Origin of the sequence: Agathobacter rectalis ATCC 33656, assembly GCF_000020605.1 — a bacterium.
GTDB lineage: Bacteria > Bacillota > Clostridia > Lachnospirales > Lachnospiraceae > Roseburia > Roseburia rectalis.
This window is the reverse complement of record NC_012781.1, coordinates 447,817-469,784: the sequence shown is the minus strand read 5'-3', so window position 1 is coordinate 469,784 and position 21,968 is coordinate 447,817. Positions and strand designations below refer to the sequence as shown.

At 41.9% G+C, this 21,968-nt stretch carries 14 protein-coding genes; 5 read left to right on the top strand and 9 right to left on the bottom strand.

The window, feature by feature from the left end:
* Nucleotides 1-4: 4 nt before the first annotated feature.
* The 3 genes from EUBREC_RS02275 (at nucleotide 5) to EUBREC_RS02265 (ending at nucleotide 3,979) form a co-directional block, all read left to right on the top strand.
* Nucleotides 5-1,402 (top strand): MATE family efflux transporter, encoded by a 1,398-nt coding sequence (locus EUBREC_RS02275; protein ID WP_012741412.1) that lies wholly within the window; start codon nucleotides 5-7, stop codon nucleotides 1,400-1,402.
* Nucleotides 1,403-1,838: 436 nt separating this feature from the next.
* On the top strand, nucleotides 1,839-3,167 hold the full coding sequence (locus tag EUBREC_RS02270; RefSeq protein WP_012741410.1) for an ATP-binding protein: 1,329 nt from the start codon (nucleotides 1,839-1,841) through the stop codon (nucleotides 3,165-3,167).
* A gap of 56 nt (nucleotides 3,168-3,223) precedes the next feature.
* Nucleotides 3,224-3,979 (top strand): exodeoxyribonuclease III, encoded by a 756-nt coding sequence (locus EUBREC_RS02265; protein ID WP_012741409.1) that lies wholly within the window; start codon nucleotides 3,224-3,226, stop codon nucleotides 3,977-3,979.
* A gap of 18 nt (nucleotides 3,980-3,997) precedes the next feature.
* Here EUBREC_RS02265 and EUBREC_RS02260 read toward each other — a convergent pair whose 3' ends face one another.
* From EUBREC_RS02260 to EUBREC_RS02240, 5 genes are all read right to left on the bottom strand, one after another.
* Entirely contained in the window at nucleotides 3,998-6,244 is a 2,247-nt protein-coding gene (locus tag EUBREC_RS02260; protein WP_012741408.1) for a glycoside hydrolase family 31 protein, read from the bottom strand.
* A 141-nt stretch (nucleotides 6,245-6,385) separates the two neighbouring features.
* Nucleotides 6,386-8,779 carry a glycoside hydrolase family 31 protein gene (locus EUBREC_RS02255; RefSeq protein WP_012741407.1) on the bottom strand — a complete coding sequence of 798 codons (2,394 nt, stop codon included), beginning with the start codon at nucleotides 8,777-8,779 and terminating at the stop codon, nucleotides 6,386-6,388.
* Between the two features lie 27 nt (nucleotides 8,780-8,806).
* Nucleotides 8,807-9,628, bottom strand: a complete 822-nt coding sequence (locus EUBREC_RS02250) for a carbohydrate ABC transporter permease (RefSeq protein ID WP_012741406.1) — start codon at nucleotides 9,626-9,628, stop codon at nucleotides 8,807-8,809.
* A 12-nt stretch (nucleotides 9,629-9,640) separates the two neighbouring features.
* Nucleotides 9,641-10,519 (bottom strand): carbohydrate ABC transporter permease, encoded by an 879-nt coding sequence (locus tag EUBREC_RS02245; protein ID WP_012741405.1) that lies wholly within the window; start codon nucleotides 10,517-10,519, stop codon nucleotides 9,641-9,643.
* A 30-nt stretch (nucleotides 10,520-10,549) separates the two neighbouring features.
* Nucleotides 10,550-11,911, bottom strand: coding sequence for an extracellular solute-binding protein (locus EUBREC_RS02240; RefSeq protein ID WP_012741404.1), 1,362 nt, complete (start codon nucleotides 11,909-11,911; stop codon nucleotides 10,550-10,552).
* Nucleotides 11,912-12,280: 369 nt separating this feature from the next.
* Here EUBREC_RS02240 and EUBREC_RS02235 point away from each other — a divergent pair, with 369 nt between their 5' ends.
* Nucleotides 12,281-13,306 (top strand): LacI family DNA-binding transcriptional regulator, encoded by a 1,026-nt coding sequence (locus EUBREC_RS02235; protein ID WP_041253836.1) that lies wholly within the window; start codon nucleotides 12,281-12,283, stop codon nucleotides 13,304-13,306.
* Between the two features lie 52 nt (nucleotides 13,307-13,358).
* Here the strand turns inward: EUBREC_RS02235 and EUBREC_RS02230 are convergent, their stop codons facing one another.
* Both EUBREC_RS02230 and EUBREC_RS02225 read right to left on the bottom strand, forming a co-directional pair.
* A complete protein-coding gene (locus EUBREC_RS02230; protein WP_012741402.1) occupies nucleotides 13,359-14,708 on the bottom strand; it encodes an MATE family efflux transporter in 1,350 nt (449 codons plus the stop codon).
* Nucleotides 14,709-14,737: 29 nt separating this feature from the next.
* Nucleotides 14,738-15,232: a DNA-deoxyinosine glycosylase gene (locus tag EUBREC_RS02225; RefSeq protein ID WP_012741401.1), complete on the bottom strand. Its 495-nt coding sequence runs from the start codon at nucleotides 15,230-15,232 to the stop codon at nucleotides 14,738-14,740.
* A 272-nt stretch (nucleotides 15,233-15,504) separates the two neighbouring features.
* Here EUBREC_RS02225 and EUBREC_RS02220 point away from each other — a divergent pair, with 272 nt between their 5' ends.
* On the top strand, nucleotides 15,505-17,304 hold the full coding sequence (locus tag EUBREC_RS02220) for a DUF6788 family protein (protein ID WP_015515570.1): 1,800 nt from the start codon (nucleotides 15,505-15,507) through the stop codon (nucleotides 17,302-17,304).
* Between the two features lie 320 nt (nucleotides 17,305-17,624).
* Here the strand turns inward: EUBREC_RS02220 and gtfA are convergent, their stop codons facing one another.
* Both gtfA and EUBREC_RS02210 read right to left on the bottom strand, forming a co-directional pair.
* Nucleotides 17,625-19,100 (bottom strand): sucrose phosphorylase, encoded by a 1,476-nt coding sequence (gtfA, locus tag EUBREC_RS02215; protein WP_041253835.1) that lies wholly within the window; start codon nucleotides 19,098-19,100, stop codon nucleotides 17,625-17,627.
* A complete protein-coding gene (locus tag EUBREC_RS02210) occupies nucleotides 19,090-21,930 on the bottom strand; it encodes an alpha-galactosidase (protein ID WP_041253833.1) in 2,841 nt (946 codons plus the stop codon). The genes gtfA and EUBREC_RS02210 overlap by 11 nt, the downstream gene beginning before the upstream one ends.
* Nucleotides 21,931-21,968 lie beyond the last annotated feature (38 nt).

The following is a 21,968-nucleotide window of genomic DNA, read 5'->3' as shown; positions in this document are numbered from 1 at the left end:
AATTATGAGTCAGGAAACAAATTCAGCCCCTGTAACAGAGAACAAGATGGGAACCATGCCTATCGGCAGACTTGTATTTAACATGTCTTTGCCTATGATGATTTCCATGCTCGTACAGGCTTTATACAACATCGTGGACAGTATTTTCGTTGCAAAGCTGTCCGAAAACGCACTCACAGCAGTTTCACTTGCCTTCCCTTTGCAGACACTCATCATCGCTGTCGCAACCGGTACCGGTGTAGGTGTAAACGCGCTGCTGTCAAAGTCACTCGGCGCCCATAAATACGACGAGGCCAACAAAATCGGCATCAACGGTGCCGTACTATATGCATTCAGCTATGTAATATTTCTGATTCTCGGACTTACAATCGTAAAGCCTTTTTACATGAGTCAGATTGGAAATGCTGATATCGAAATCATGGATATGGGTGTGAGCTACCTGAGTACTGTTATGATTTTTTCATTTGGTATTTTTGCGGAAATCTTTTTTGAGAGGGTGCTTACCTCGACAGGAAGAACTATTTTCAGCATGACCTCACAGCTTTGCGGTGCCATCACAAATATCATTCTGGATCCTATCATGATCTTTGGACTGCTTGGCTTCCCTAAGCTCGGTGCTACCGGTGCAGCCGTGGCAACCGTTGTGGGACAGTGCGTAGCCGCCGTTGTTGCCTTTGTCTGCAACCACAAATTCAATCATGAAATCAGCCTGAGCTTCAAGGGCTACAGCCCGGATTTCAAAATCATGGGAACCATTTATGCTATCGGTATTCCGTCAATCATCATGCAGTCTATAGGCTCTATAATGACATATGCCATGAACAGAATACTTATCGGCTTTTCATCGACTGCCGCTGCTGTTTTCGGTGTTTATTTCAAGCTGCAGAGCTTCTTCTTTATGCCTGTATTCGGACTGAACAACGGAATCACACCTATCATCGCATTCAACTACGGTGCTCAGAACAGAAAGCGTATGGTTAAAACAATAAAGGTCAGCCTGATAACAGCATTCTGTCTGCTCTTCGTTGGCTTTGCCTGCTTTGAGTTCATACCACATGTGCTTCTTGGAATGTTCAGCGCCTCTGACGATATGCTCAAAATCGGTGTTCCGGCGCTCAGAATAATCGGAGTGCATTTCCTCATCGCATGGTTTTGTATTATCGTCGGCACCGTATTCCAGGCTTTGGGAAAGGCGGTCTTTTCCATGATCGTATCAATCATGCGTCAGCTTGTGGTTTTAATTCCGGCAGCATACATCCTTTCAAAGCTTGGTGGACTTCACGCTGTATGGTGGGCTTTCCCTATAGCAGAGGTGATATCCTTTACTGTTTCGACATTATTCTTAATCAGGATTAACAGAACTATTATCTCAAAGATTCCTGATGGAAGCGATGTGCTATAAAAAATTTTACTTGAGCTTTAAAATAATCAACAATAAAATCCGCTGCATTATATCATGTGCGTAATCATATGATATAGTGTAGCGGATTTATTATATTTATGTCATATTTTCACATATTTCTGATTTCTGCACCAGCTTGGTGCAGCTTATGAACCGACTTTATCTTGCATATTTTCTTACGTATTATCTTGCGTATTTTCTTCCTCTATTATACGTATTTTATGTTGCTGGTCACACTGTTCGGTGTGAACAGTAACGATTTTATATAAAAAGTGTAATCTGCAGATTCAAACCTCTTTTAAAAAATGCGATTTTGTGGTAAAATAGCAAAAAAGAAAATGCGATTTTGTGGTAAATCGTCGAAATAAAAAATGCGATTTTGTAGTAAAACATCAAAATAAAAAATGCGATTTTGTAATTTTATTAGGAGAATGTCATGTTTAAGCGAAAAATATATGATAAATTATTGCAATGGAAAAAGGATTCCGATGGTAAAACAGCACTCTTAATCGAAGGAGCCCGTCGTATAGGCAAGTCAACCATCGTAGAGTCATTTGGACGAAATGAATACAAAAGTTATATAATCATTGATTTCTCAATCGTCTCAAAAAATATACGTGAACTGTTTGAGGATATTTCAGATCTGAATTATCTGTTTTTGCAGTTGCAGCTCCAATACAAAGTCGATCTCTATGAGAGAGAGTCTTTGATTATTTTTGACGAAGTACAATTATGCCCCCGCGCAAGACAGGCTATCAAATCACTTGTAAAAGATCACCGATATGATTATATAGAAACCGGTTCTCTGATTTCTATCAAAAAAAACGTACAGGATATACTTATTCCAAGCGAAGAGAGAAAGCTAAACATGTATCCTATGGATTATGAAGAATTTTTATGGGCTTTGAATGATGAAACAACTATCCCCCTAATCCATAAGCTATTCGATTCTCAAAAACCCTTCGGAGAAGAGATTAATCGTAAATTGATGCGTGATTTCCGTCTTTATATGCTTGTCGGGGGAATGCCGCAGGCAGTTGATGAATATATCAAAACCAATAACTTCCGTAAGGTTGATGACGTGAAGCGTGATATTCTGAATCTTTATGAAGATGATTTCAAAAAAATAGATGCTACTGGAAAAATATCTATGCTTTTTGATGCAATTCCTGCGCAGCTAAACAAAAATGCTTCACGATATCAGGTATCAAGCGTACTGACAAACAATCGCGCCGATAATACACTGGAACTGATTGCAGAGTTAAAAGACTCAAAAACTGTTTTGGTATCATACCATGCAAATGACCCAAGTGCCGGTATGTCAACCAACAAAGACTTAACCCGGTTTAAACTATTTTTATGCGATACCGGGCTGTTTACTACATTGATGTTTAAAGACAAAGATTTCACAGAAAACATAATTTATGAAAAATTGTTAAATGACAAGCTAGGAACTAATCTAGGCTATCTTTACGAAAATGTAGTTGCACAGCTTTTAACGTGTAATGGCAACGAATTATTTTACTATACTTTTTTTAATGAAAGTTCACGCCATAATTACGAAATAGATTTTCTTATTGCCAAAAAAAATAAGGTTTGCCCTATTGAAGTAAAATCCAGTGGCTATAAAACCCATAAGTCACTGGATGAATTTTCAATAAAATTTTCAAACCGTATTCTTCAAAAATATCTCGTATATACAAAGGATTTCTCAAAAGACAAAGACATACTCTGTCTGCCTGCTTATATGATTTCGTTTTTGTAAGAAGAATACTTTTTAAATATGATTTTAATACACACACTTATATGGAGGACTAAGACATGAAATTTATATCGTGGAATGTAAATGGACTGCGCGCATGCGTCCAGAAAGGTTTCCTTGATTTTTTTAACAGTATAGATGCGGATTTCTTTTGTATACAGGAGTCCAAGCTACAGGCGGGACAGATTGACCTTGACCTGCCGGGCTATCACCAGTACTGGAATTATGCCGAGAAAAAAGGCTATTCCGGCACAGCCATTTTCGCAAAAAATGAGCCATTATCTGTGTCTTACGGCATAGGCATTGAGGAGCATGATAAGGAAGGACGTGTCATCACACTCGAATATGACAATTTCTATCTCGTAACCTGCTATACACCAAACTCACAGAATGAGCTGAAAAGGCTGCCGTACCGTATGCAGTGGGAGGATGATTTCAGAGAATATCTTAAAACACTCGATGCCAAAAAGCCTGTCGTACTGTGTGGTGATCTGAACGTCGCACACAATGAAATCGACCTGAAAAATCCAAAAACAAACCGCAAGAATGCAGGTTTTTCAGATGAGGAACGTGCTAAAATGACGGAGCTTTTAGGTTCCGGCTTTACCGATACCTTCAGATATTTTTATCCAGATGCCGAGGGTATATATTCCTGGTGGTCATACCGTTTTAAGGCTCGCGAGAAGAACGCAGGCTGGCGTATCGACTACTTTATCACATCAAAGCGCATCAATGATAAGCTTAAAAAGGCAGCAATCCATACCGATGTGCTCGGTTCAGACCACTGCCCTGTTGAGGTTGATATTGAATTTTAAATTTAAGGTTATGTATTTTTACAATCCCTTATGCAACACTTTCTTCTCGAGCTTATCCCCATCCAGTGTATACTCAACAGCATTGTACGCACCGTTTCTGTATGCAAACGTCTCATTGTCATCCTGATAATGCACGAAGCTGCCCTTGCCCGGATATGTCAGTATGCTGATCTTATCCTCTGTAATGTCCTCTGTAGAGCGAATTTCTCCGTCTGCAACAGGGATAATGGCTCCTGCTTTTATGAAGACAGGTACTTTATCAAGTGGTGCATCTGCTAAAATATATCTGCCGCCACTGTATTTTTCGCCTGTGTAGTAATCATACCAGTCGCCGTCAGGCAGATAAACCTCTCTTGCCTCCTTGCCCGGTGCGATCACAGGTGCAACCAGTACAAAGCTTCCGAGCATATATTCATCGGAAATATTTCTCACATGCTTATCTGCATGATACTCGTATACGAGCGGGCGCACGATAGGTGCTCCTGTCTTCTCACACTCATGTGCCAGATCATAGATATATGGGATAAATCTGTATCTGAGCTTTACTGTCTTTCTGACTGCATCTATCGTAGTCTCGTCAAACTGCCAAGGCTCCTGTCTGCGTGTTCCCATCGCTGAATGATTTCTGAAAAACGGCACAAATACTGCTGCCTCATAAAATCTGACAAGAAGCTCCGGTGTAGTATCACTTCCGAAACCGCCTATATCGCTGCCACACATGGCAAGTCCGCTGACTGACAGATTGCAGACCTGCTCGAGCGAAAGTGCTATATGCGCCCAGATGCTGTGATTGTCTCCGGTCCAGCCACCGCAGTATTTCTGGCTTCCGGCATATGCAGCCCTTGTAAGTACAAACGGACGTTTTCCACCATCATTTTTCGCAAGTCCCTCATATGTAGCTTTTGCCATAAAATGTCCGTAAATATTGTGAACCTTTTCATGTGCTCCATACTCAAACTGCACATCATCCGGCAGTGGTCCGTTGAAGCTTGCAGGCTCATTCATATCATTCCATATGCCACTGATACCGTGCTCGAGAAGTATCTTGGTCTTGTCTCCCCACCAGCTTCTGACGCTTTGCTTTGTGAAGTCCGGAAATACCGATGTTCCCGGCCAGACAGCATTTTCATATACACTGCCATCTGTATCATGTGCAAATGCATCCATCTCCATGCCCTCTTTGTACATGAAATAATCCTCATCCTTTTTCACACCCGGGTCAATGATGGATATGAGCTTTACACCCCTGTCAGCAAGCTTCTCTGAAAGGCCCTTTACATCCGGGAATTTCTTGTCATCAAAGGTGAATACCCTGTAGCCGTTCATGTAATCGATATCCATATGTATCACATCGCATGGGATATCAAGTTCGCGGAATTTGTCAGCTATATCAAGTACCTCATCCTGTGTGTAATAGCCCCAGCGGCTTTGATGGCTGCCGTATATCCATCTCTGATAAAGCGGTGTGGTGCCTGTCAGTGATGTATAAAGTCCTACCACCTCTGCCATATCATTTCCCGGCATAAAATAGTAGTCCAGCTCGCCCTTCTCATGCTCGACGAAATAGTAATCTGTGTTTTCATAACCGAAATCAAAGGTTGTCTTGTAGGTATTATCCGCAAAAATTCCATAGCAATATTCATCGCCCAACACGATAAAAAACGGTATGGATTTGTACAGCGATTTGAAGCTGTCCACATGTGGCGCAGGATCATCCGTGTTCCAGTTTACATATGAATATCCACGCTTGTTGAGGCATCCCGGCTTATCTCCCAGACCGTAAATAGCATCATCCTTTCCAAGCTTTTTGATGATGGTAACAGCGTCAGTTTTTTCTTCATCTTTTCCGACAGTATGTCCCTCAAGCTCTGCGATGGCAAGATCCTCGTACGGATTCTTCTCACTCTTTTTGCGTGCTGTTTCATAATCCGAAAGCACAAGCTTCCCTTTGTAATAAATATCAAGCTTCTCGTTATCCTTTACATTTACAGTAATATCCCTTGCACTTATGACTGCTTTAACTGCTGCATCGCTTACACCGGCTTCTGCTGCGGTCCCCTTGGCATCAGACGTATCCTTGCAGGTCACGTCCGGTGTGGCAGCCTTCGGAATAAAGTCCTCTTCTATTGCAACACTTTCGATGCCGTGTTTTTGTGCAACATGCACTATGTTGTTTTCAAATATGGTAACAAACAGACTGCCGTTCTCGTAGATCAGCTCTGCTGTGTTGTCCTGTATTTTACAGTTCTTATATAAATTTCCCATTGCATAATCCTCCCTTGAATTATATAGTTTCTCCTGATGTTTCTTATAAAAATACTTCCGTTTACTATAATAGTATCATCCATTTTTAATTTTTACAACAAAGAAAGTCACCGGTCACACCTAGTATAACCGGTGACTGCCTCAGGCTGTAAGTATCTCTGTCAATACACCATACAGCTCTGTATCAAGCTCCTTTGCCTTGAGCTCTGATAAAATCACTGTTGTTTTCTTTCCCGATGTAATAAGACCGTAGATTTCATCCTTTAGCACAAAGCCTATCTCTGCCTGATTCAGGAAATCAAAGCATCTTTTTTCGATTTGATTATCAAGCGCTACTGTGTCTTTCGATATTGCAACGCTTATTTTGCTCGCTGTCGATGCATTTACAGTAACGATGAGCTTTCTGTTTTCTTTATCATATTTATTCTTTGCCAATACCTCTTTACCATCCACAGATACCTTTACCTTATCGGCTGCTGTCTCGGTTCTTCTTTCAAAGACAAGCTTATAGGTTCTGTTGTCAGGTATTAATGATGTATCTCCATCTGCCGGAGAAATGACAAACATATCTTTATCCGCAGAATATTTCATAGCTGTGGTCACACATCTGCCATCCACATATCCGCAGGATTCATTGTCATCCTCGTATAGCTCAAACTCACCATCAGCCTCCGGGAATACCCTGACACATAATACATCAGGATTTTTGATAACAGATCTTGCATCAAGCTCATCAGCATCTGCACACACAAGTATGCCTCCCGCCTTCGCAAACACAGGTATGCTGCTCAAATCCCTGTAAACCTCCAGCATTCTTCCACCATCATAGCGCATGCCTGTATAGATATCATACCAGATGCCCTCCGGGAACCATACTTTGGTTTTTGCCACATTAAGTCCCTTAATACGTGGAGTTGTAACAGGTGCTACCATAAGCTGGCTGCCAAAGAAATACTGATTCTTTACCTCATAAGCCTCTGCATTTTCAGGATACTCATAATACATAGGCTCAATCAGCGGCATATTCTCGGCATAGCTGCGATAGTTCATGGTATACAGATACGGAATCATACAATGCCTCTGTCTGAGCGCCGCCTCCATCGCTTCCTCAGTCTCTTTTTTAAATCGCCACGGCTCCTTGCCGTTAAATTCGCTGCATGAGCTGTGCAGACGCATTATCGGAGAGAATATACCATATTGTGTCCATCTGGCTGTCAGCTCATCATCCTTGTAGCCAAGCATATGTCCGCCAATATCATGGCTCCACCATCCATATCCGATGTTTGTCGCTGTCGTTGTAAAATACGGTTGAAAATTAAGCGACTCCCATGTAATATGTGTATCTCCCGAAAATCCAATCGGATATCTATGGCTTCCCGGACCTGCATAGCGCGAAAATGTCATTGGACGCCTGCCGTCTCTTTTATTATCGAGATAATGAAAATGATTAAAAATCCATAGCGGATCCAATCCTTCAACCTTGCAGTTGCTGCCCTGCTGCCAGTCAATCCACCAGAAATCCACACCTTCAGCCTCTCTCGGATGATGAAGATACTTAAAATATGCATCCATAAACTTTGGGCTTGCCGGATCACATACAACCGGGTCCTCCTTTTCATAGTCCACGCCCATTTCCTTTGCCATATCAACATACATTTCTTCACAGCCCTGCACACCATCCGCAGGGTGTACGTTCAGGGTAGTATGCATTCCTCTGTCATGGAGCTTTCCAAGAAAGCGCTTCGGATCCGGGAAAAGCTTTTTGTTCCAGGTATATCCTGTCCAGCCGCTTCCGTATTTAGGGTCCACATCAACCTGATGCCAGTCCATATCTATTACCGCTACCGTGAATGGGATGTTCTTTTCATCGAATTTGTCCATCAGCTCCATATAGCTTTCTTCTGAGTATTTATAATATCTGCTCCACCAGTTTCCCAGTGCATATCGCGGAAGCATCGGGGTCTTGCCGCAAAGCCTGTAAAAATCATTGAGCGCCTGTTTATAATCATGTCCGTATCCAAAGAAATACAAATCAGACACACCTTTTTTTCTTGGCTCAATCCATCCATCGTCAAGTAAAATCTGTGATTTACTGTCATCAAGAATTGAATATCCAAAGCGTGAAACGACACCGTGTCCAAGCTCAACCTCTCCGTTTACGTCATCAAGTGTACGCGCTGTACCCTGCAAATCATGCACCTTCTCGCCATAATGCCAGATGCTGTGATATGCGCTCAGGTTTCCCTTAATCTGTATACTCAGTCCGTGTGATGAGAACTCCTTCTCATTATATATCAGGTGCAGCATTGATGTATGAACCTCAATTCCATCAGCGTTACGCACCACATGATAGCCGGTCTTTGGAAAATCCCTGAACAATACTGTCTGTGTTGCCCTATCCTCGAATACGCCATCTTCACTGTATTCCAGACGGACAAGGGCTTCTGTCAGAACTGTAATCCTGTATTTTTCACCTATTATCATATTGTCCGATAATGCCACCGGACTTGTCTTTACTCTGTATATTTCCTGCATGAAATACTCCCTCTCATATAAATTACGCTATCCCTTGACAGCCGATGCCGCAATTCCTGCGATAAACTGCTTCTGGAAGAACAGATATATCAGTAAAACCGGTATGATAGATATTGCCGTTGCCGCAAAAAGTGCGCCATAATCTGTTGAATACTGTCCGTTAAACATCTTAAGACCAACTGCCAATAGCTGCTTTTCCTTGGTATTGATTACAAGATAAGGCCACAGATAGTCTTCCCATGTCCACAGGAACTGAAAAATGGCTATACTTGAAATTCCGTTTTTTGCCATCGGAAATATAATCCTGTGAAAGATATAAAACTCATTAGCGCCATCCATTCTGGCAGCTTCAATAATCTCATCAGGAATGGTCTCAATGTGCTGCTTCATCATAAATATTCCAAATCCGCTGAACATAGCCGGAATAATAAGTGCCTTATAGCTGTCCATCCATCCGAATTTCTGAATCATAGTGTATTTTGGAATAATTGTTACACACCATGGAATCATCATAGTAGCCAATACAAAGCCAAATAGGATATTTCTGCCCTTAAACTTATATTTGCTTAATACAAAACCACAGATTGTACTGGTGTATACCACAAGCAGGGTTACAACAATCGTGATAAACAAACTGTTTCCAAAAAACCTCATGAAATTGAAATGCGAATTCATGCTGATGTAATTGTCTATTGTAAACTCTTGTGGAAGCAGATGTTGCTGCAACGCCATTATTTCCTTATTCTGCTTAAATGATGAGCATAGCATCCATATAAACGGATAAACTGTAACAATGCCCAATAATAGAAGGAATACATTTAAAACTATACTGCTTACTTTTTTTCTCATGATATTCTCCTCCTACTCTTCCTTGCCCGATACTTTGAAAGAAAGCACGGTAAGCACTGCGGTAATCACAAAAAGCACAAATGAAAGTGCTGATGCATATCCAAAGTTGTATTTGACAAAGGCCTCATCGTAAATAATGTAAGAAGCCAGATATGTTGATGTTCCCGGTCCACCCTCTGTCATGATGAGTATCTGAACATATGCCTGGATATACGAAATAATTGATGTAATGACTACAAAAAGTGTCATAGGCTTAAGCAACGGCAATGTAATGTATCTGAATTTCTGCCAGCCACTCGCTCCGTCAACCTGTGCTGCCTCCATGACATCTGCCGGAAGTGAGTACAGGCCTGCCATATACATGACAACCGCATATCCAAAATCCTTCCAGATGGTCATTATCATTACTGCAATCAGAGCAGTTTTGGGATTCATCAGCCAGTTGATATCGAGCCCGAATATTTTGTTGATGGTTCCGATCTGTGGATTGTACATGAACTTCCATACAAATGCCACTGCAACCATAGGCGTTACTACAGGCATATAGTAAACTGCCCTGAAAAAACTCTTATGCTTTATAAGCGTTGAATAAATAGCATACGCGATTCCCAGTCCCAGACCAACTCTGAAAACAATTACAACTACCGAAAAAATTACGGTATTGAACATTGATTTACCGAACAATTTGCTCGTGAACACCTGCTTATAATTTTCCAGACCTAAAAACTTGTATGTTCCGCTTAACGGGTTCCACTCATGAAAGCTTCCTGCAAATGCTATACCGATTGGTATTATCAAAAATATTGTAAAGAAAGCTACCATAGCTACAACAACTATGTTTCTTAAAATTATTTCACTCTTACTTTGTAATGGATGTGATTTTTTAAACATTAATAATCCTCCGTAGTGAATCTCTACATGTTATTTTGCAAACTCATATAGATTCTCGACTGATTGGAATGAACTGCTCTTCATATCCTTTATAATATCAGCCTGTGCCTTGTCTAAAGCCGTATCAATATCTACTCCATTGTAGAATATATCCTCTCCGGCCTTTTTCATATCCTCCTCAACACATGAAGGCATCGGACCCGGCCAGATGTAGTGGTCAATGTGCTCTGCAAGTACCTTAAGCGATGGGTTTTTAAGTATTTCCTCATTGTCTGCAAGGGATTTCTTTGCAGGGAAGGTACTCATAGCAAGATTGAAATCTACCTGAGACTCATCATCGCAGAGGAAAAACTTTACAAAATCCTGTGCAACTGCCTGCTGATCCTTTGGTGCTTTTTTGTTTACACCGAATGTTGACTCACCGTTATATCTATTGTATGCATATGGATTTCCGTCAAATGTAGGAATTTCAAATACGCCAAAATCTATATCGCTCCATGTGGTCTTAAGTGTATTGTAATAATGTCCCCACTGAATAACCATTGCCGACTGTCCCTGTCCAAAGCTGTCTGCGCAGTTCTCGCCAAAATCCTTTGAACCAATCTGATCCTTGTCGTACATATCAACAAGCATCTGCATTACCTTCTTCATGGCATCTGAATTGACATTAGGTGTCTTTCCATCCTCCTTAAAGAGGTTCTCACCAAGCTGATAATTAAGACCAAGCAGGTAATTCTGGTGGAAATCATTATTGAAATTGAGTCCGGCCTGGACTATCTTGTCTCCGTCCTTGATGGTAAGCTTCTTTGCCACCTCAATCATTTCATCCCAGGTCTTTGGAATATCATCATCTGTTAGTCCGGCTTCCTTCCACATCTCCTTGTTGTAATAAACAGAGCCTGTCATCATTCCGTAATCAATGTAATAAACCTTACCATCAATCACATGAGCGCTCACTCCATTGAAGTCCTGCTCCAAATCCTCAACAGGAATATCAAGCGGAGCCATATAGTTGATAAGATTCTCATGATAGCTGTTATGTACATCGAAGAGTGCCGGTCCGTCCTCACCATCGAGTGCCAGAGGAAGCTTTGTCCAGTAATCTTCCCATGGATTATCCACCAGGTTTATAGTTACATTAGGATGAATAGCTGTGTATCTGTCAATAACCTTCTGAAATAATTCATCGCTTCCCCACTCCCACAGGTCAATTGAGATATCCTTTCCATCATTAATCTCAACCGAAGGGTCATACTTCACCGTATCGCCAAATGGCTTTGTTGGTACCTTTATGTCCTTTTTAGCTGATGAAGCCGATGAGCTGCCACAGCCTGTAAGCGCTGTCACTGCCATTGTAGCTGCCATAACTGTTGCAATAAGTTTCTTCTTCATAGAAATCCTCACTTTCTTAATTCAATATCCTCTTTTTCGTTCAAATTAGTTTAGCGCTAAATCTAACTATAATCTACCACCACCTTATACATTCGTCAATAGTTTTTTGTTTTTTTATCACTTTTCATATTATTTTCATATGTTTTTTGTGCATTTTTACATGTAAATTAGGGTTTTGTCTAAATATTTGCAAAAACCGATTGCTATTTGCAAAATAAAAATGTATACTTAAGATAATTTATAAACCCATATTTTGAATCATATTCGGTTTATGTATAAACTCATCATTGTTTATGTTCAAACTTATTGTGGTTTATGTATAAACTATATAGTAAAAAAATTATAATACTGAATAGAATGGAGTTTAATATGACGCTTAAGGATATTGCCGAAATGGCAGGTGTGAGCACAATGACCGTCTCAAACGTAATCAACGGAAAGACAAGCCGTGTTTCACAGAAAACAAGGGATAAAATCAATTCAATTATAGAGGAATATAATTATGTTCCGAATATGAACGCAAGAAGTCTTTCAAACAATTCCTCACACATTATCGGAGTTGTTACATTCTTAGAGGAGAAAGAATATGCTTCAGGATACAATTATTTTGAGAACCCATATGTCAGTACAATGATTGGTACAATAGAAACAGAGCTTCACAAAAACGGATACTTCACCATGCTTCAATCAGTATCCAGAAGCTCAGACATATTATCTTTGGTTAAGAACTGGAATGTCGATGGGATGATTCTGGTTTTCCCCACCTCTGCCCAAAATCTTGAAAAGCTGATGGATGCAGCCAACTGCCCTATTGCTACCTTTGACAGCAATTACTCTCACCCTAATCTCATAAATGTAATATCTGATGATGAAAAGGGCTTATATTTGTCGACCAAATATATGATAAATCACGGGCACACCGAGATTGCATTTGTAGCTGATTATGAGGGAAATATCGTCCTCACCAAACGTTTTAACGGATACAAAAAAGCTTTGGAGGACAGTCATATTCCTTTCCGTCCTGAATATATTTTCAGCTATCCACCTTCATATGAGGGCGGTATCGAAGCCGGCCGTGCCATTGCAGGCAGCAAGTCACCAATCACAGCAGTGGTAACAACTGCCGATATATGTGCTATCGGCATCATGGAGGGTGCGCGTCTCGGCGGTTACCGTGTCCCGATTGATTTATCTGTCATAGGCTATGATAATTTGAATCTATGCCAGTACACCGTGCCGAAGCTTACATCGGTATCACAAAATGTACCAAAAAAAGCCCGGCTTGCAACCGAGCTTCTCCTAAAGAAAATACATGACAATGAATCAGACAGTAATTTAGGTGAGATTATAGATGTTGAGATTGTTGACAGGCAATCCGTCATCTCGCTTTATTAAGCCGATAACCGACCTACTCCCTGTGCACACGCTTGTTTTCATACATTTTCCATTATCTTGTCAAATCCTTTACCCACTTGTATTTTTTAAAATGTATGAGTGTCCACGGTATCTTTCCAACCTCATCCACACAGGTGCACGCATATACCACAACCACCGGCCAGTTCAAAAAATATGTGCCTGCAACTGCAAGCGGTATTGCTATGCCCCACATCGTAACAGCAAGAGAGTACATATCAAACATCGTATCTCCTCCCGAACCAAAGACACCGTTTATGATGATTTCATTTACCGATCGTCCAATCATGTAGAAGGCAAGTACACCGAATAACTGCTTCAGATACTCTGCAGCCTGCGGTGTGAGCTTTACAAAATGTAAAATCACCGGTGCTGAAACCGCCATAAGCACTGTCATAACAGCTCCACACAAAAATGACAGCTTTGCCATTCTGATGCCATATGCTTTTCCACGCTTTAAATTCCCTGCGCCAAGCTCATTTCCTATCATAATGCCTGCTGCACTTGATATACCTGCACTGAGACAGCAAATGATATCACGCACAACCGCTGCGACGGAGTTGGCCGCTGCCGCATCTGTTCCCATGTGTCCCATAAATGTAGAGTACGATGTAAAGCCTATTCCCCATACAAGGCTTGCTCCGAGAATCGGTCCGGAGCACTTCATAAAATCTGCTGACAGCTCCTTGTTCCTTGCAAAAAGCTCTCTAATTTTAAGCCTGATATATCCCGGTCTGTACGAAAATGTGATTGAAAGCATAAGCTCCACTACTCTTGATATGAGTGTGGCAAGTGCCGCTCCCCTCACATTCATGCTCTCGATGCCAAATGCACCATAGATAAATATGGCATTGAGTATTATGTTTATAAGCACTGTAATTGAGCTGACTGCCGCCGCAGTACCCGCGTGCTCTGATATCTTCATCATGACTATATAACACTGCGAAAAACCTGTTAATAAATATGAAAAAGAAGCTATTTTAAGGTAGCTTACACCATAATCTATAAGCACCGGCTCGTTTGTGAAAATAAGCATCAGATATCGTGGGAAAAATGCACATGCCACGAAAAACAGCACCGATACTATGCCACATATCCTGATTGCAAGAGCGAATATATCATCGAGCGCCTTTATGTCCTGCTTGCCCCAATACTGTGCTCCGAGTATTGCAAGCCCTGCTGTAGCTGCTGATAGAAACATGTTCTGGATGAACTGTATCTGTGTGGCAAGCGAAACCGCTGACATATAGTTCTGGTCCAGTCCTCCGAGCATGAAAGCATCTGCCACCGCCACCAGCGCCAACATCAGATTCTGCACCATTATCGGAACCATGAGTGTCCACAGCTTTTTGTAAAAATGTGTATCAAATTCTATTGTTTTCATAAGTAAATTTTACCTCTATATATAAATCTCTAAAGGTTTGCAAGTATCCGTGTCCATGCTTCGCATAACCTTTCAAATGACCATGCCGCATTTGCAGGGCTTGTGGACGGCAGTGTGACTGCCTCCATACCTGTCAGAGGAAGCTGATATTTCTTATAAAGCGCCCCTGCTTTATTTCCGTTTGCATATACCTGTTTTATATCGGCTGTTTCAAGGATTTTCCTTATATCTGTCGGTTCGACGTTTTTGATGCTGCTGTCGCTCGACCCCTTGATGTCACAGCTTTGTATCACATCCCATATAGCTATATGATTTTTAAACAGCATATATTTTTTCTCATCTATCGTCTCCGGCACCGGTTCATCCAATAGATACGCAAGCAGCTTCCAAAAACGGTTCTGCTTGTGTCCGTAATAGAAATTGTTTTCCCTTGATGCAACGGACGGCAGAGTGCCGAGGATCAGTATGCGGCTGTTTTCATCATAGACAGGCTCGAAGGAGTGGGTTATGTGTTCGTATTCCATATTGTTACCTCTTATATCTGCAGCAGCTCTTCCGGCTTATCAATACATTTTAACTATACTACAATGCCGTTGTTTTTTACAACAATACGCATAGTTCCCAGAAAAATAACTTATGATTATTATACTTTATCCATCTTGATTTCACAATCTTTTGTTCACGACAAAAAAGTAGTCGTTTCACTTCCACATTTTTTGACGTTATAACCCATTATAACCCATTGATGTTTCACTCAAAATGGGTTATAATAGATTGTAAGAAACGGGGTGATATTATGGATATCTACAAACGAATTTATGAATTAGAAAACGAGATAGCAGCCTTACCACAAGGTTCTATCAACATGAAGAAAATTTACGGCAAAGAGCAGCCTTATCTGCAATGGACAGAGAATGGAAAAAGCAAAAGCAAGTACATTAAAAAGAACGAACGCGAAGAAATTTTTGCAGGTGTTGAAAGGCGCAAACAGCTTCAAGAAGAATTGAAAGAACTGAAACAACACAGTTCTATTGATCCATCTAAATCTACAGATTTTGAAACTTCTGTCATTATCGGAGAACGTCTTCTGGCACTGACAAAAGGTGTAAAAAACTGGGGAAAACGTGATTGTTTCAGACAGTTACAGGCATATTTAAACAGTGAGGAAACAGATCGTGTATGCTTGGTATTTGGTCTGCGACGAACAGGAAAGACAACAATGCTGCGTCAGGCTGTTTTAGGAATGACTCCATCACAGTCCGCAAAATCAGCATACATCAAAGCAAAAGGGAGCGATACCATGGCAGCGATGAATCGTGATTTGGGCAAACTCCTTGATCTGGGATATGAATATGTTTTTATTGACGAAGTAACCCTAATGCCCGACTTTATTGATTCAGCAGCACTATTCTCTGATATCTACGCTGCACAAGGTATGAAAATTGTTTTATCCGGAACAGATTCTCTTGGCTTTTGGTTTGCGCTTCATCAGGAACTTTATGATCGAGCTGTTACGATTCACACTACCTTTATTCCATTCCGTGAACATAGTCGTTTACTCGGTATCGACAGTATTGACGAGTATATTCGCTATGGCGGCACACTTCGTGCAGGAGAACTGGATTTTGATGATAAAGACGTTATTTCAGAGGATGCTTCGTTCCGTGATGACGAATCCACACGGCGTTATATCGATACCGCAATCTGTAAAAATATCCAGCACTCCCTGAGTTGTTGTCAAGACGGAGGATATTTCCGTCATCTCCAATCACTCTATGAGGCAGGTGAACTAACAGGTGCTATCAATCGAATCATTGAGGATATGAATCATCGTTTCCTTATTCGTATTCTGACCGACAAATTCAAATCTCATGATTTGGGTTCAGCTGCTGATGTTTTGCGAAGAGATCGTAATCCCAAACAGCGTACAGATATTTTGGATAAAATCGATACAGAAGCAGTAACCAAACGATTAATGGATATGTTGGAGATTCACAATAAAGAAGAACAATCTATTGGTATTACAAATGCTCACATAGAGGAAATCAAAGAATATTTGAAAGCACTTGACCTGATTGTTGACGTTCCACGAGAAACGGTAATTCCAAGTGCCGAACCACTAGAGAATATTTTATTCACGCAACCAGGCATGCGTTATTGCCAGGCACAGGCATTGGTTCATTCTTTGACAAAAGATGAATTATTCTCTACATTGAGCGAGCACGAAAAAATGTTAGTTTCTGAACGTATTTTGGAAGAAGTGCGTGGTCGTATGATGGAAGACATCGTACTTTTAGAAACATTCAAATCGGCTAAAAGGCATCAACGTGTTTTCAAATTGCAATTTGCTGTCGGCGAATACGATATGGTAATTTACGATGCTAAACTCAATACATGTGAATGCTACGAAATAAAACACAGCTCGAAAATTGTTCCAATGCAAGCCCGCTTCTTAGTTGACGAAGAGAAACTGAATCAAACAAGTCAGAGATTTGGCCAGATTACCAAGCGATGTGTGCTCTATCGTGGTGAAGATTCCGTCATGGAAAATGGCGTTGAGTATCAGAATGTAGAAAATTATTTGAAACATTTATAATTTTCCCCTAAAGAAAGAGAGGTCCATGACATTTAACATCATGAACCTCTCTTTCTTTATTATCCTCTATGAGCCATCCACTTCTTTTGCTTCTTCCAGCAACGGCTGTAGCTCGTTTGCTTGAGTGCAATATAAACACCAGAAGTACAGGTTTTCAAAGCTAATTCATGAAATCGTTTACACATACTTAACAGCTGATAAATACTGGAATGTTAATAATTCTACGCAGCAAAAAAGGAACCGGAAAATCCGGTTCCTTTTTGATATCGCATCTTTTATGATAAATATATTCTAACTGCTTCATATAAGTAATACACAAATCAGCTCAGCTCTATCTCATACGCTCCGGCTTCAAAATCCACCGTTAGAAGCGCATATGCTTCACCGTTATCATAGCGGATTGAAAGCTTTGGCCCTTCTCCTGCTACTGTGATGACAGCTCCCTTCTCAAACGCCTTATGGGTGTTTCTCATGCGAAGCAGCTCAAGCTGCTTTGCAACAACATCCTTTTTTAGCGCCTCCTCAATATCGGAGGCACTGAGGTTTGTCCTGTTGATTTCCTTGTGTCCTGATTCTCCTGCGCGTCTTACTGCCTCATGGTCATTTTTGCCTGCAAAGAGATCCAGATACCATACCTGCGGCTTGCCCGGCATGAACATCTGAATAGCACGGGCCAGAAGCATTTTGCTGTCAGACTCACCAAGCGCACTGTAATATGTGGCATTGACCTGATAATATATATTCTTCTGTCCATGAAGATTTTTGACCATGCCGCCACGAGATACAATCAAATCTATAAGCGAGCGAATATCGTCCTCCGGAAGCAGACCCTTTAAATCCAGAAGAGGTATGCCGTCATGGCAGCCAAGCATATTGACTGTTGAGATTTTATCTTCCACAACCTCACGCGCCCATTTTGCAAGGTAATCTGCTCTCCTGTTCTCAATCGCATCAATTACCAGTCCCGGTAAAAAGAAATCATATGTGGCATAGCCCTTATCTGCAAGGGTTTTGTATATTTTCTCCTCATATGCCGCATGTATTTCAGGCAGCAGAGTCAGCCCAAGCGGAGCTGCAAGCTCATGGATCTGCTGTAGAAATTCCCAGGTCTCAGGGTCATTCAGGAAATTCTTTTTCCCCGGTGCTTTAGGCGCATAGGCAAATGCATCAAGCCGCACAATAGCCGCACCGTAAGATGCTATTTTTTTAAGTGTTTCTCGATAGAAATCCCACACCTTTTCGGACTTTATATTTAAATCCATCTGCCCCAGATAATCTCTGCCATGCACCTCCTGGTAAAATGTGTTCCAGTATGGCACCCTTCGTCCATCCGGAAACTCCACCATGAGAATCGGAAGCCCCGGCTTTCTGAAAAACATCTGCTTTAAGCATGACTCATCAGGCTGTATGTAGCCCTCGTCCGTCATGACTCCATGACCTTCCCAGAATTTGTTCCAGTCTATGAAAAAGTCGCGGTACTCCGACTCATCGCCCTTTTCCACAAGATCCTTGAACTGTGGTGACTGTGCCGAAGCATGATTTAAAATAAAGTCAAGCTTTAAGTCAATCCCCAGCTCCTTCAATTGCGATAAATCCTCTATTGTCGCAAGCTCCTCATTCAGATTGTAGTCCACGACCGAAAATCCGCGGTCCAAATCCGAATGATACAGGCTTGGCAGAATATAAAATGATGAAAATGTGTCCTGCATTTCCTTCTTTTTGAGCAGCGCTGCGATATCGGAAAGCTTACCGCCCAGACTGTCAGGATATGCATTAAGCATAGGTTTATTGTTCATAGACTTTGCCATCCTTTCCAACTACGATACGCGCATTTTTTCCCTGCAAATCAAGCTTTTCCTGCTCCAATTCTACCACGCGGCATATGAAAGGGCTTGCGGCGTTTTCGTCACGTCCTCTCTTAATGCGGCGTGCCTTTGTCTCCTCAGGCGAGCTCTCCAAAAATACAGGTATATCAACACCCTTAAGGTATTCGCTTCCTCCATGGGTCCACTCCAGGATGAGCACTTTAATTCCTGTGAAATCAGTCTCGTCATATGAGATATCACCGTCCTCGCGGCCCATATGCTTTATCTCAATTATATCTTTTCCTGCCTTAAACTCTGAAAGCTCCTTGTTAATCCTGTCAAAGTCAATCTCCTTAGGTGTTCCAAGATATCCACGTAAGCCATCCTCGCCGGACTCGTTATACACATTAAGGCGTTCCTCGTCGTTTCTCATCGGGATACGGTGTGGATAATTGTCCCCGGTCAGCACATAGCAGGCTGTATTATCGTTAAGAAAATACTGCTGCAGGGCTGCTGCAATCGTTGTCTTTCCTGAGCCTGAGCCGCCGTAGATGCTTATTACAATACGGTTATCAGAAGCACTATCTGCAGTGTCAGCCTCATTTAATTTTAGATTGCCGCACACCTTCTTTATCTCATCATACAGCTTCTTTGCCTCATCAAGCCTGATAAATGAAAACTGATATGCCTCATACTCCTTTACGGCAAACGGAAGCGGTATTCCTGCATTCATCAGTGCTGCACCTGTGTACTGCCTGCCGGTATTTTCCTCAATATATACTGCATCAGACTCCAAGCCTTTAAGCTTCACATAGCATGCTGCCGCATTTGCCTCTGCATACAGACGAACCACGCTCACAAGCGCCCTGTCCTTTGTCCTTGAGACAGACATCCAAGCAGCCACCTCATCCTCAAATGGGCTTGTAAGACGCCAGTAGGTGCCCTCATTTATAAGCATCTCATACTTCTTAAAGGTCTTTATCTGCTCTCTGATTTCTTCCTTTTCCTCATCCGACAGAAGGGCCGGATTCAGCTCATAGCCAAAGGTTCCTGCCATGGCTGTGATGCCTCTTGTTTTAAGGCTTGTCACTCTGCCTGTCTGATGATTTGGCACTGCCGATACATGCGCTCCCATGGATGATACCGGATAGAAGAACGATGTGCCATACTGTATTCTTGTACGGTTTATGGCATCTGTATTGTCACTGCACCATATCTGTGGACTGTAGTAGAGCATGCCTGCATCAAATCGTCCACCTCCACCGCTGCAGCCCTCAAGAAGTATATCCGGATATCTTGTCACCAGACGCTCCATAAAATCATACACTCCAAGCACATAGTCGTATGCAAGATTTCCTGCATACACATCAGCCATGCTTCTGTTCATATCCCACTTCACGTAGTCGATTTTTCCCTGGTCAAACACTGCGCAGATCTGATTGAAAATATTGTCCCTGACTTCTTTTCTCGAAAAGTCTAAAATAAGCTGGTTTCTTGAGCGTACAGGAAGCTTTCCCGGAATCTGGATAGCCCAGTCAGGATGCTCTCTGTACAGATTACTGTCCTCATTCACCATCTCAGGCTCAATCCATATTCCAAATTTCACTCCCTGTGCATGCACTCTGTCGATGAGCTCAGAAAGTGTTCCGCCAAGCTTTTTCTCATTCACAAACCAGTCTCCGAGTGATGAATTATCATCATCTCTCTTTCCAAACCAGCCGTCATCCATGACCACCATATCTATGCCCAGTGATGCGGCCTCCTTTGCAAGATCTACTATCGTATCACCGGTAAAGTCAAAGTAAGCAGCCTCCCAGCTATTGATGAGCACCGGTCTTACCTCATGTGCAAATCTGCTCCTGCACACATGCTCACTGATGCAGGTGTGGTACTGATGGGAAAGCTGTGAGAAACCGTCTGCCGAGTATGACATAATCACCTCAGGCACTGTAAAGGTCTCTCCTGCCGCAAGCGGATATGAAAACAGCTCATCGGAAAGCCCCATTAAAAGGCGTGTCTGGTTAATCTGGTCCTTCTCTGCCTCACATGAGAAGTTGCCACTGTATACAAAAAGCATACCATAGCAGTCTCCTGCATTTTCTGTAGTATCGCGCTGTGCGAGAATAACCGCCGGATTGTACTGGTGGCTTGAGGTTCCTCTGCGGCTTCCGAATGAAAGTGTGCCGTGTCCTAAGTGTGTGCGCTCAAGATTGCGCTCCATGGCATGCTTACCGTAGAATCTGATCACATCATAATCTCCGTAAACCATATCCAGGCAGGCAGCATGAGCCTTTTCAATTGTAATATTCCCACTGCCTGTATTTTTAATGAGCACACTTCTTGTGATGACATCACAAGCCTCGAGCACGCCATAAAGCAGATGCACCTCAACGCCTGCGATATCATCGCCAAGAACTATTTCAAGAGTCTGCGCTTCATCATCAGATGCCCACACTGCCGGAAGTCCCTTTAGAGCGTATTTTCCGTCTCTGATTTCATAACTCTTATAAAGAAGCTCAACACTCTCAGTGCCCTGTTCGTTTTTGATATCAAGCGCAATATTTCTGAAATCGCCTGTGCCAAGTGTCGGATACTCCTGTGGCAGCGTATCAAGCGAATATGTACGGTTCATGCCTGCTGCGTAAGGATTGCCTGAAAAGCCTCTGTCAGCATATGTCAGCACATAGTCCATATCACATGTGCTTTTTGCTCCGTAGTACAGATGCAGCAGATAGCCCAGTCTGTCCACCTGCATCTGATATGTGGTGTGAGCTGTCTGTAAAGTAAAAATTTTCTTGTTTGGATTAAATATAATTGCCATAAAATCACTCCATATCATTGTTAAAATAGTGTTTAAAA